Annotated in this window: 9 protein-coding genes; 2 read left to right on the top strand and 7 right to left on the bottom strand. The window is 68.7% G+C overall.

Annotated features, from left to right (window positions below; translation table 11 throughout):
* Nucleotides 1-440: 440 nt before the first annotated feature.
* From dnaE to DX912_RS02455, 3 genes are all read right to left on the bottom strand, one after another.
* Nucleotides 441-4019 (bottom strand): DNA polymerase III subunit alpha, encoded by a 3579-nt coding sequence (gene dnaE / locus DX912_RS02465; RefSeq protein ID WP_115840845.1) that lies wholly within the window; start codon nucleotides 4017-4019, stop codon nucleotides 441-443.
* 149 nt (nucleotides 4020-4168) lie between these two features.
* The gene (locus DX912_RS02460) at nucleotides 4169-4795 is read right to left on the bottom strand and encodes a YkvA family protein (protein ID WP_147298542.1); all 627 of its coding nucleotides are present in this window, start codon (nucleotides 4793-4795) and stop codon (nucleotides 4169-4171) included.
* A gap of 221 nt (nucleotides 4796-5016) precedes the next feature.
* Nucleotides 5017-5655 (bottom strand): YkvA family protein, encoded by a 639-nt coding sequence (locus DX912_RS02455; protein ID WP_115840843.1) that lies wholly within the window; start codon nucleotides 5653-5655, stop codon nucleotides 5017-5019.
* 141 nt (nucleotides 5656-5796) lie between these two features.
* On the opposite strand from DX912_RS02455, the gene DX912_RS02450 reads away from it, so the two are divergent.
* Together DX912_RS02450 and DX912_RS02445 are read left to right on the top strand one after the other, a co-directional pair.
* A complete protein-coding gene (locus tag DX912_RS02450) occupies nucleotides 5797-8043 on the top strand; it encodes a tetratricopeptide repeat protein (protein WP_115840842.1) in 2247 nt (748 codons plus the stop codon).
* Between the two features lie 52 nt (nucleotides 8044-8095).
* Nucleotides 8096-8503, top strand: coding sequence for a hypothetical protein (locus DX912_RS02445; RefSeq protein ID WP_115840841.1), 408 nt, complete (start codon nucleotides 8096-8098; stop codon nucleotides 8501-8503).
* Here the strand turns inward: DX912_RS02445 and DX912_RS02440 are convergent.
* The 4 genes from DX912_RS02440 to fabZ all read right to left on the bottom strand — a co-directional run bounded on the left by DX912_RS02440 (nucleotide 8493) and on the right by fabZ (nucleotide 11732).
* Nucleotides 8493-9170: a ribonuclease HII gene (locus DX912_RS02440; protein ID WP_115840840.1), complete on the bottom strand. Its 678-nt coding sequence runs from the start codon at nucleotides 9168-9170 to the stop codon at nucleotides 8493-8495. The genes DX912_RS02445 and DX912_RS02440 overlap by 11 nt on opposite strands.
* Nucleotides 9160-10362, bottom strand: a complete 1203-nt coding sequence (lpxB, locus tag DX912_RS02435) for a lipid-A-disaccharide synthase (protein ID WP_115840839.1) — start codon at nucleotides 10360-10362, stop codon at nucleotides 9160-9162. Before lpxB ends, DX912_RS02440 begins: the two co-directional genes overlap by 11 nt.
* A gap of 124 nt (nucleotides 10363-10486) precedes the next feature.
* On the bottom strand, nucleotides 10487-11272 hold the full coding sequence (gene lpxA / locus DX912_RS02430) for an acyl-ACP--UDP-N-acetylglucosamine O-acyltransferase (RefSeq protein WP_115840838.1): 786 nt from the start codon (nucleotides 11270-11272) through the stop codon (nucleotides 10487-10489).
* Between the two features lie 4 nt (nucleotides 11273-11276).
* Nucleotides 11277-11732, bottom strand: coding sequence for a 3-hydroxyacyl-ACP dehydratase FabZ (gene fabZ, locus DX912_RS02425; RefSeq protein ID WP_115840837.1), 456 nt, complete (start codon nucleotides 11730-11732; stop codon nucleotides 11277-11279).
* Between the last annotated feature and the right edge of the window lie 42 nt (nucleotides 11733-11774).

Genomic DNA, 11774 nt, shown 5'->3' with positions numbered 1-11774 from the left:
GCGAAAGCTGGAATCCATCTTGATCTTCGCCTTGCGGGCGGGACAGAAGAAGCAGCGCAGCGCTTCCCGGCACTCGTAGTTCAGCGTCGCCGCTTCGTTGCCCCTCACCCCAACCCCTCTCCCGATGGGAGAGGGGCACAACCGCCTCAGCTCTCAATCCCGTCATCCCGGCGTAAGCCGGGATCCAGGCCGATAGCGGATCAGCGCACTTGCATCGTCATTCCTGCGGAAGCTGGAGCCCATCTTGATTTGCGCGATAAGAGTCAGCAGAGCGACACCGTAGCGCTTCACTGCAAGGACGATTCAACACCGACGCTCCGTTGCCCCTCACCCCAACCCCTCTCCCGCAGGGAGAGGGGTTAATGCACCGCATCCCGCAGGCGAGGGGCTAACGCACCGCATTTCCCGTTGAAGATGGGCTCAGAAGCGAAAGGCTTCGATCAATTCGCCCAAGGCTTCGACAGCGCGAGCTTCACCGCGCGTACGCCCGGCGTGGCGCGCAGGCGTGCGGCGAGTTCCGCGTCGGCGCGGATCGACTGCGTGCCGTTGAGGTCCAGCGAACCCGCTGCGCCGCGACGAACCAGCAGATCCATGCGGATCGGCGTCGAACCGGGACGGAACGAGGACAGCAGCGCGTCCACGCGCTGCATCGTGCCCGGTTCGCGCAGGTCCAGGCGCAGCATCAGGCGCTGTGCGTGCTTCTCGCAGATCTGCTCGAAACTCCAGCAACGCGATGCACGCAGCGCGAAGCCGCCACTGAAGCTGTCCTCGCGCAGGCCGCCCTGGATCACCAGCAGGCGGTCGCGCACCAGCAATTGCGCGAACTCGCTGTAGCTCTCGTTGAAGAACGCGCATTCCAGGCGGCCGCGACCGTCCTCGATCTGCACGAACATCTGGCTGTCGCCCTTCTTGCGCAGTCCGACGACGAGGCCGGCGACGATCGTCTCGACTTCCTGGCGCCAGCTGCCGCGCTGTTCCGGGCGGTTTTCCCAGATCTTTTCCAGGCCGCTGAGGTCGTTGCCGATCAGGCCGCGAACCTCGTCGCGATACGGATCGAACGGATGGCCACTGAGGTAATGCCCAAGCGTTTCGCGCTCGCCGTGCAGGATCTGCGTCAGCGGCCACTCGTCGGTTTCGGGCAGGTCCAGGTGCAGCGCCGGCGCCGCCGTTTCGAAGCCGCCGAACAACGACACCTGGCCCGCTTCGCGCTCCTTCGCCAGCTGGTCGGTGGCCTTGAGCACTTCCGGCAGCTGCAGCATGAGGCTCGCGCGGTTCTTGCCCAGCTTGTCGAGCGCGCCGGCGTACGTCAGCGCTTCGAGCGCGCGGCGGTTGAGCTTGCCGCTGTCCACGCGCTTGCAGAAATCCAGCAGGTCGGCGAATTCGCCCGCACGGCGCGCTTCGACGATCGCCTCGCACGCGCCGCGGCCGACGCCCTTCACCGCGCCCAGGCCGTAGCGGATCGTGGTGGCGTCCTTCGCCTCGAACATGTACGCCGATGCGTCCACGTCCGGCGGCAGCACCGTCAGGCCCATCACGCGGCATTCGTCGAGGAAGCTGGTGACCTTCTCGGTGTTGTCCATGTCCGAGGAGAGCACCGCGGCCATGAATTCGGCCGGGTAGTGCACCTTCAGCCACGCGGTCTGGTAGGCCACCAGCGCGTACGCCGCCGAGTGCGACTTGTTGAAGCCGTACTCGGCGAACTTCTCCATCAGGTCGAAGATCGGCGTGGCGGTCTTCGGCGGGATGCCGCGCTCGGCGCAACCGGCTTCGAACTTGGCGCGTTCCTTCGCCATCTCCTCGGGCTTCTTCTTGCCCATCGCGCGACGCAGCATGTCGGCGCCGCCGAGCGTGTAGCCCGCCAGCACCTGCGCGATCTGCATCACCTGTTCCTGGTACACGATGACGCCGTAGGTCGGCGACAGCACCGGCTCCAGCGATTCGTGCGGGTAGGTGACCTCGGTGTTCCCGTGCTTGCGATCGACCCATTCGCGATCCATCCCCGAGCCCAGCGGGCCGGGACGGAACAGCGCGGCGAGCGCGATGATGTCTTCGAACGTGTCGGGCCTGGCGCGCTTCAGCAGCTCGCGCATGCCGCGGGATTCGAACTGGAACACCGCCACCGTGTCGCCACGTGCGAACAGCTCGTAGCTGAGCTTGTCGTCCAGCGGCAGCGACGTGATGTCGAACTGCGGCGTGGGCGCGTCCTTGAACGTGTAGTGCATCGCCGGGCCGGCATCGATGCCTTTCGCCGCGGCGTCGGCCAGACGCTTGTTGATCGCCTTCACCGCCCAGTCGATGATCGTCAGCGTGCGCAGGCCGAGGAAGTCGAACTTGACCAGGCCGACCGCTTCGACGTCGTCCTTGTCGAACTGCGTGACCGGGTTGCGGCCGCGGCCTTCGCCGTCGTGTTCGGCGAACAGCGGGCAGAAGTCGGACAACGGGCTCGGCGCGATCACCACGCCGCCGGCGTGCTTGCCGGCGTTGCGCGTGAGGTCTTCCAGGCTGCGCGCCAGGTCCATCAGGTCGCGCACGTCTTCTTCGGCGTGGTAACGCTGGATGAGGTCGGACGAGGCGAGCGTCGGATCCTGCTTCGACGCCTCCGACTCGCCCATCGCATCGTCCAGACCGATGCCGAGCGTGTTCGGAATGAGCTTGGCGATGCCGTCGACGAAGCCGTACGGATGGCCGAGCACGCGGCCGGTGTCGCGCACCACGGCCTTCGCGGCCATGGTGCCGTAGGTGATGATCTGCGAGACGCGATCGCGCCCGTACTTGCGCGCGACGTAGTCGATGACCTCGTCGCGACGGTCCATGCAGAAGTCGATGTCGAAGTCGGGCATCGACACGCGTTCGGGGTTGAGGAACCGCTCGAACAGCAGGTCGTACGGCAGCGGGTCCAGGTCGGTGATGCCCAGCGCCCACGCGACGAGCGAACCGGCACCCGAACCGCGGCCCGGGCCGACGGGAATGTCGTGGTCCTTCGCCCAGTTGATGAAGTCCGCCACGATCAGGAAGTAGCCGGGGAACCCCATCTTGATGATGACGTCCAGCTCGACGTCCAGACGCGCGTCGTAGTCCTCGCGCGTCTTCCCCGGCGCGAGCGGGTTCTTCTGCAGCCGCTTGTCCAGGCCCTCCCGCGCGGTGCCGCGCAGCCAGCTTTCGATGGTGTGTTCGCTCGGCACCGGGAAGGCCGGCAGCGCGTATTCGCCGAGCTTCATCTCGACGTTGCAGCGCGTGGCGAGCGCGAACGCGTTGTCGATCGCATCGGGGACGTCGGCGAACAGCGCCTGCATCTCCTCCGACGACTTCAGGAACTGTTCGGGGCTGTAGTCCTTCGGGCGCTTGGGATCGTCCAGCACGCGGCCGGAGGCGATGCACACGCGCGCTTCGTGCGCGTCGAAGCCTTCGGCATCGAGGAAGCGCACGTCGTTGCTGGCGATCACCGGCAGCGAACGCTTGCTGGACGCGTGCAGCGCGAAGGCGTTGAACGCGTCCTCGCCTTCGCGCCCGGTGCGGGTGAGTTCCAGGTGCAGCCGCTCGCCGAACACGCCGCGCCAGTCCATCAGCCAGGCTTCGGCGAGTTCATGGCGGTTGCTCGTCGCGAGGCGACCGGCGAGGCTCTGGCGGCCGGCGAGGGCGAACAGGCCGCCGTTGTCCTCGCGCAGCCATTCGGGGCGAAGCGCGACGCCGTCGGTGCGATGGCCTTCCATCCAGGCGCGCGTCAGCAGGCGCGAGAGCGTGAGGTAGCCGGCGCGATCGCGGCACAGCAGCGTCATGCGCGAGGCGATCTCGTTGCCGTCGGCCAGGCCGACGTCGGCGCCGATGATCGGCTTGAGGCCCGCACCTTCGGCGGCCTTGTAGAACTTGACCGCGGCGAAGAGGTTGTCGAGGTCCGTCAGCGCGACCGCGGGCTGCGAAAGCGCGACGCAGCGCTTGACCAGCTCGCCGATCCGGATCGTCGAGTCGGCGAGCGAGTATTCGCTGTGGAGATGGAGATGGACGAAAGGGACTGCAGGCATGCTGGCGGCAGGTTAGCAGCCCCGGCGCGCGCTGCGCAGACTTGAAATCGCGCGGGAGCCGATCCCGGCGGCCGGGACCCCGGACGATGCAAAAACCGCGCGCTGTCGGGTTTGCGAGGGCCGGCGCCGGGCGGCCCCATCGCCTTCGGTCAGGCCACCCGGAACAACCCGCGCGGCAGATTCCACGGCGCGTAGTGCTGCTCGCGCACCCACATCGCGTGCTGCCACAGCGCCACCTCGTCGAGGCGTTCGCGCACCCATGCCGCGCGGCGTTCGTCGGCGGCGCCATCGGGATGGTTCACGTCGCGATAGGCGATGAAATCGCGGTAGTCCTCGGCTTCATCGGCGAAGGCCGGCCACGCCAGCTCGATCAGCAGCACGTCGTCGAGTTGGCCCAGCACCGGGATGCGGTCGGCGATGAGGTCATCCTCGCGATCGATGTACGACAGCAGCTTGCCGATGCGCGCATGCGTGGCTTCGTCGGCATCCCAGTCCTCGTCGTCGAGGAGCGTGCGCAGTTCGCGCACGCGTTCGAGGCGGCTTTCGATGACCTCGCGCGCCTGCTGCGTCGGCAGTTTCAGCAGCCACGCGGCGAGCTGCTCGAGCCGGTCGGTGTCCACGCGCGGTGCATCGGCGTGGATCTCGTGGAGGAGCTGGTCGAACTGCACGACCGCCGCGTCGTTGAGCTCGATCGCAGCGGCGGTCTCGCGCGCACCCATGCCGCTGTACATGTGGTCGAAGGGCAGCGGCTGCGCGGTGGGGGTGGGATGGAACATGCGCATGGCACACCTCGCTCGCCGGCCAGGCCGGACCCGCGCCGCGGCCGGCGACGTCGCGCGGGCCGTCCCGCCTTGGGCGGGATGCAGGCCGATGATGCGCCGGAGCGGACGGGCTGTCAGTGCGGACGTCCGCGGATTTCGCGCGCGGGCGCATTCAGCCGACGAAGCGCGGGGGAGGCCGCCTTGGGGCGGCCTCCGGCGTGGCCCGCGATTCCCGGTCAGTGCACGCGGAAGATCGGGGAGCTCTCGGGCAGGAAGCTGCTTTCGCGGATCTGCTTCTCGTACTGGGCGAGGACGGCCTCCTCGTAGCGCACTTCCTCCCAGTCGGCCCGCGAGAAGGCGTAGCCGGCCGGGCTGCGGTCGCGCTGGTGCGCTTCGCGGCTGCGGACGCGCACGTAGTCGAGGTAGTCGTCGACCTCGCCGGCCAGCTTCGGCCAGGCGGTCTCGACGACGATGGCGTCGTCCAGCCGGCCGACCTGCGGCATCCAGTCGGGGATGAGGTCGTCGCGGCTGCGGGCGTAGTCGACGATCGCCGCGGCGGTGTCGACCGCGTCGTTCGCCGGCTGCCACTGGCGGTCGGCCAGGAGCTGCTCGACGGCGGCGATCCAGCGCAGGCGCTGGCGGATGCACGGCGGCGCGGCGTCGGTGGGGCCGGGGCGGCTGAGTTCGCGACCGGCGGACGCGAGCTGGTCGGTCTCCAGCGCGTGGCCACCGACGCGGGCCAGCAGGACGTTGAAGCGGTCCACTTCGGCCGAGTTGAGCTGGAAGCCGTTGATGCAGCGGCGGCGGGTCGGGCCGTCGAATGGGGTCAGCAGGATCTGCGGAAGCGGGTTGGCGATGGAGAACAGGACGTTCATGGCGGGACTCCGGGGGAGGGTGGCACCGAACTTTCCGGCGCCGGGTCAGGCTCCACCGACGCCCGCCATGAGTCATGATGGCCGGGCGCGCCTTTCCACATCGTCCGCTCCGGATGATGAGGGAACCATGAGGTTTTCCCGATGACCCCCCACGGGAGTGCAGGCCAAGGCGGGCCGAACGGCGAACGGTATCGATTCGGCGACATCGTCGTCGATGCGGCCGCGCACACCCTGTCGCGCGGCGGGACCGAGCAGACGGTCGAGCCGAAGGCGTTTTCGGTGCTGCTGATCCTGCTCCGCCGTGCGGGCGAACTGGTCGGGCGCGACGACCTGCTCGACCAGGTCTGGGGCCATCGGCATGTCACGCCGGGCGTGTTGACCCGGGTGATCGCCCAGTTGCGCCACGCCCTGGCCGACGACTCCCAGCATCCGCGCTACATCCAGACGCAGCACGCGCTGGGCTACCGGTTCATCGGGCAGCTCTACGGGGCAGACGCCTTACCGCCCGCCACGGACGAACCACGGCACGAGGACGAAGTGGCCGTGTTCCGCCACACCGTCCCCGAGGCGCTGGCCGTCGCGGCGAACGAGGCCGTCGCGCCCATTCCCGAGCCGGCACCGTTCGCCGCCCCCGTGCCTCACAACGACGGCGGCTTCGCCACGCGCCGCAAGGCGTCCGACCAGCGCCGCTGGTGGCTGGCCATCGCCGCGCTGCTGGCGATCGCCGCGGGCGGCTACTGGTTCGGCCAGCGGGACCCCGCGACGCCGGCGCCCAGCGCCGCGTCGGTGGCCGTGCTGCCGTTCACCAGCCTCAGCGAGGCGCGCAACGAGGACTATTTCGCCGAAGGACTCGGCGTCGAGATGGTCGATGCGCTGGCGGGCGTCCCCGGCCTGAAGGTCGTCGCGGCACCGGATTCCGCAAGCCGCGGCGAGGCCGACGTGAAGCGGCTCGGCGCGCAGCTCGGCGTGGCGACCGTCCTGGGTGCCAGCGTCCGCCGGGAGGGTTCGCGCGTGCGGGTGAGCGCGCGGCTGGCCGATGCGCGCACGGGTTTCACGTTGTGGGCCCATAGCTACGATCGGGAAACCGGCGACGTGTTTGCGTTGCAGAGCGACATCGCAGGCGAAGTGGTGCAGGCGCTCATCGACGTGCTGCCGTCGGGCGAGATCGAAGCCGCGCGCCAGACGTTGGCACGGCGTTTGACGCCGACCCGCAGCGTCGCCGCGTACGACGCGTATCTGAAGGGCGAACAGCGCATGCGCGAACAGGCCGGCGGCGATGAGCGCGGCGCGGCCAGCGCGATCAACTTCTACCGCGGCGCGCTGGCGATCGACCCGAGCTTCGCGCGCGCGCAGGCGGGCATCTGCCAGGCGGAAATCACGCGCTTCGAGGACGCCCGCGACAGTGCCGCGTTCGCGCGCGCGCAATCGGCATGCGAACAGGCGACGAAGATGGATCCCTCGTTGCGCGAAGTGAGCCTCGCGATGGGCGACCTCCATCGCACGCAGGGCAACGCGAAGGAGGCTAACGCCTACTACGAGCGCGCTGTGACCGATCCGGCGCTACGCGTGCCGGGCTACCTGGGGCTGGCGGAAGTCGCCAGTACGCAGGGGCAGGGCAAGGTCGCGATGGAATACTTCGAGCGCGCCCGCCAGGTGGCGCCGCGCAATCCGCGTATCGCGCAGAAGCGCGGCTATCACCTGCTGGTCAACGGCGACGTGCCGGGCGCGATCGCTTCCTATCGCGAAGCTCTCGAATACGCACCCGACGACGCGGATCTCTGGTCGAGCCTGGGCGGCCTGTACGCGATCAGCGGCGACGCGGCGCAGGCGAGCGATGCCTACGAGCGCTCGCTGCAGATCAAGCCGACGTACGAAGCGCTGAGCAATCTGGGTTCGATGAAGTTCGAGGAAGGCGCCTACGAACAGGCGGCGGCGTTGTATCGCCATGCGAGCGAGATCGACCCCGGCGATTTCCGCGTGTGGGGAAACCTCGGCGACGCGCTCGCCGCCGGTGGCGCCACGCCGGACCAGACGCGTGCGCAGTACGAACAGGCTGCCACGCTGGGCCGACGCTATCTCGGACTGAAGTCCGACGACGCGCAGGGTCTTGCGCTGGTGGCGTGGTACAGCGCGAACCTCGATCGCGCCGATGAAGCGCGAGCGTTGCAGGCCAAGGCCGAAGCGCTCGGCACCGAACGCGGCGAGGTCGCGCTGCTCGGCGCGCAGACGATGGCGCGCCTGGATGACTCGCCGGCTGCACGCCGGCACATGGATTTCGCACGGAAGCACGGCATTCCGCAGCAGCGCATCGATGCGCTTCCGCTGTTGCGTTCGTTGACCGCCAAGGTCGACACGCAATCCACACGCGAATCCGGTACGGCGCAGTAGCCGTCCGTCATCCCGCCCGCTCCCCCCGGGCGCCATACGAAGGAGAAGAACCATGAATGCCTTGCCACTATTCGCGGCCGCGCTGGCCGTCGCGACCGTGCTTTCGTGCAGCGCATGCCGTGCGCAGCAGCCGGTTCTGTGCAGCGACAAGGCGTCGAGCGCGCCGGTTTACGTCCAGATCGACACGACGACGCCTGTGCCGACGGTGACGCCGAAGGCATGCCACGTGATGCAGGGGGCCTCGATCACCTGGGTGGCGGACACGACGGCGTTCTCGTTGCGGTTCAAGGACGCGGGAAACCCGGGAGGCAAGGGCATGCCGAAAGAGCCGACGTCCTCGCCCTCGTCCAACGGTAAGCAGCAGTACAACGTCAATGCACGAGGCAACGAGGGGACTTACGACTACGACGTCATCGTCGCGGGCAAGGCCATGGACCCGGCGATCATCATCAAGAAATAGCGGCAAGCGGCAGTTCGTCGACCACCGGTGGCGCGGCCTCGCCGCGGCACGCCGCCTGCACCGGCGCGAAGCTGCGCCGGTGTTCCGGACACGGGCCGTGTTCCCGCAGCGCGGACAGGTGTACCGGCGTGCTGTAGCCCTTGTGCTGGTCGAAACGGTAGAGCGGGAAGCGCTCGTGCAGGGACTGCATGTAGCGGTCGCGCGATACCTTCGCGAGGATCGATGCGGCCATGATCGAACGATCGCGCGCGTCGCCGTTCACCCAGGCTTCCGCGGCGCAGGGCAGTCCGCGCGGCAGCGCGTTGCCGTCGATGCGCACCACGTCCACGCGATGGTGGAGGCACGCGATCGAACGGCTCATGCCGGCCATCGTCGCGTGGTAGATGTTGAGACGGTCGATTTCCTCGTGCGTCACGAACTCGATGTGCCACGCGAGCGCGCGTTCGATGATGCGCTCGTAGAGCACTTCGCGACGCTGCGCGGTGAGCTGCTTGGAATCGTCGAGCCCATTGATCGGCGTGCGACCGGGCGCGAACACGACGGCCGCGACGACGACGGGCCCGGCCAGCGGACCACGCCCGGCCTCGTCCACGCCGGCCACGCGCGGCGGTGCGCCGCCGTCGCGTGCGGCCAGTCCCAGAGCGAGCTGCGAGCCGTCAGGCGACATGGCGGGCTCCGATCAATTCGGCCACCGCGTCGGCGGCGCGGGCGGACGCGTCCTGCCGCAATTGCAGGTGGAGCTCGCGGAAACGCGGTTCGAGCGCCGCGCTTGCGGACGGATCGCGCAGGAACGGCGCGACCGCAGCGGCGAGGTTGTCGGGCGTGCAGTCCTGCTGCATCAGTTCCGGCACGACCGGCTCGCCGGCGAGCACGTTCGGCAACGAGTAGTGCGCGACCTTCAACAGGCCGAGGCCTTTCACCAGCGTGTAGGTGAGCGGCGCGACCTTGTAGGCGACGACCATCGGACGCTTGGCGAGCATGGCTTCCAGCGTCGCGGTGCCCGAGGCGAGCAGGATCGCGTCGCTGCCGATCATCAGCGTGCGCGCCTGCCCGTTGAGCACGCGCAGCGCCGCGCTCAGCGCGATGCTGTCCGGATGCGCGGCGAGCACGCGCTGGAACGCGGCGCGTGCGTGCTCGTTCGCCATCGGCACGACGACCTGCAACGTCGGATCCTGCGCGAGCAGCTTCGACGCGGCGGAAAGAAAGTCCGGGCCGAGCCGTTCGATCTCGCCCACGCGCGAACCCGGCAACAGTGCGAGCACAGGACGCGTAGCATCCAGACCGAGCCGGCGACGCGCGGTGTCGCGGTCCGGTTCCAGCGGCATCTCGTCGGCGAGCGGATGGCCGACGAAACGCGCATCGATGCCGTGGCGCGCGTAGATCGGCGGCTCCATCGGGAACAGGCACAGCACGCAATCCGCGCTGCGGCCGATCTTCTCCGCACGCTTCTCGCGCCAGGCCCACACAGACGGGCTCACGTAATGCACGGTGCGCATTCCGCGCTCGCGAAGCCAGCGCTCGACGCCGAGGTTGAAGTCGGGTGCGTCGATGCCGATGAAGACGTCGGGCTTCCACGCGAGCAGCCGTTCGCGGAATTCGCGACGCAGGCGCAGCAGCCGCGGCAGGTGACGCAGGACTTCGGCCAAACCCATGACCGCCAGTTCCGAGGCGTCGAACCAGCTGTCCAGCCCCGCCGCGCGCATCTGGTCGCCGCCGATGCCGACGAATTCCGCGTTCGGAAAGCGCTTGCGCAGTTCGGCGACGAGCCCGGCGCCGAGCAGGTCGCCCGAGGCTTCGCCCGCGCACAGTGCGATGCGCAGGGGGCGGTCGGCGGGGGCGGGGAATTCGGAGCGGTTCAAGGCAGGCGGTGTTCGGCGGGCGCGCCCGGATGATAGCCCGGGGGCGTCGCGGCGTCCGGCGAGGTGGCGCGTTCAGCGGCAAAGCGGTTGAGCGGCATGCGCCCTACCGCTCCGGAATCGCGGATCAACGCAGCAGCGGCCGCTCGCTGCTTTCGATGAACGCCAGGAAGGCGCGCGCATCCTCGCTGTCGGCCGCCAGTTCCGCGAGCTTCGCGCGCGCGTCTTCCAGCGAGCCACCGGACATGTACACGGCCCGGTAGGCGCGCTTGATCGCGCTGATGCGGTCGGCGTCGAAGCCGCGACGCTTCAGCCCTTCGCTGTTGATGCCGCGCGGCCGGCCGTAGCCGTCCTGCGCGATCATCAAAAACGGCGGGACGTCGCCATTCACCAGCGCGCCCATGCCGATGAACGCATGCGCACCGATGCGGCAGAACTGATGCACGCCGGCGAAGCCCGACATGATCACGTGGTCGCCGATGGTCACGTGGCCGGCGAGCGTGGCGTTGTTCGAGAACACGCAGCTGTTGCCGATCATGCAGTCGTGCGCGACGTGCGTGTAGGCGAGGAACCAGTTGTCGTGGCCGATGCGCGTGATGCCGCCGCCGGTGCCGGTGCCGCGGTTGATCGTGGTGAATTCGCGGAACAGGTTGCGGTCGCCGATTTCGAGTTCGACGCGCTCGCCGTGGTACTTCTTGTCCTGCGGCTCGCCGCCGATGGCGCAGTGACCGATGAAACGGTTCTCGCGACCGATGCGCGTAGGGCCGTGCACGCTGCAATGCGGGCCGAACGTCGTGCCGTCGCCGACTTCGACCTCGGCGCCGATGTAGCAGAACGCGCCGACTTCAACGCCATCGCCCAGTCGGGCACCGGCTTCGACGACGGCACTGGGATGGATGCGCGGCGCGGTCATGGCCTCAACCCTTGGCTTCGGCGCAGACGACTTCGGCGCAGGCGACCTGCTCGCCGTTGACGCTGGCGATGCCGGTGTAGATCGCGACGTTGCGGATCACGCGCTTGAGCGAGACTTCCAGGTCGAGGCGATCGCCCGGCACGACCATCTTCGAAAACTTCGCGTTGTCGATCTTCACCAGGTAGAACAGGCGGCCGTCGGCCGTGCTGCCGTTGGACAGCTGCGTGAGCACGCCGCCGGCCTGCGCGAGCGCTTCGACCACCAGCACGCCCGGCATCACCGGATGGCCCGGGAAATGGCCCTGGAAGAAGGGCTCGTTGGCGGTGACGTTCTTGTACGCCAGGACGCGCTTGTTCGGCTCGAACTCGACCACGCGATCGACCAGCAGGAACGGATAGCGGTGCGGCAGCAGCTTCTGGATCTCGACGACGTCGAGCGGGAGTTGCACGTTGTGGCTCATGGTGATCCTTGACAGCGCATCCCGCGCATCGATGGCCGCGCC

Source organism: Lysobacter soli (genome assembly GCF_003382285.1).
GTDB lineage: Bacteria > Pseudomonadota > Gammaproteobacteria > Xanthomonadales > Xanthomonadaceae > Lysobacter_J > Lysobacter_J soli.
Note: the sequence above shows the minus strand (reverse complement) of the source record. Positions and strands in the feature narration are given on the sequence as shown.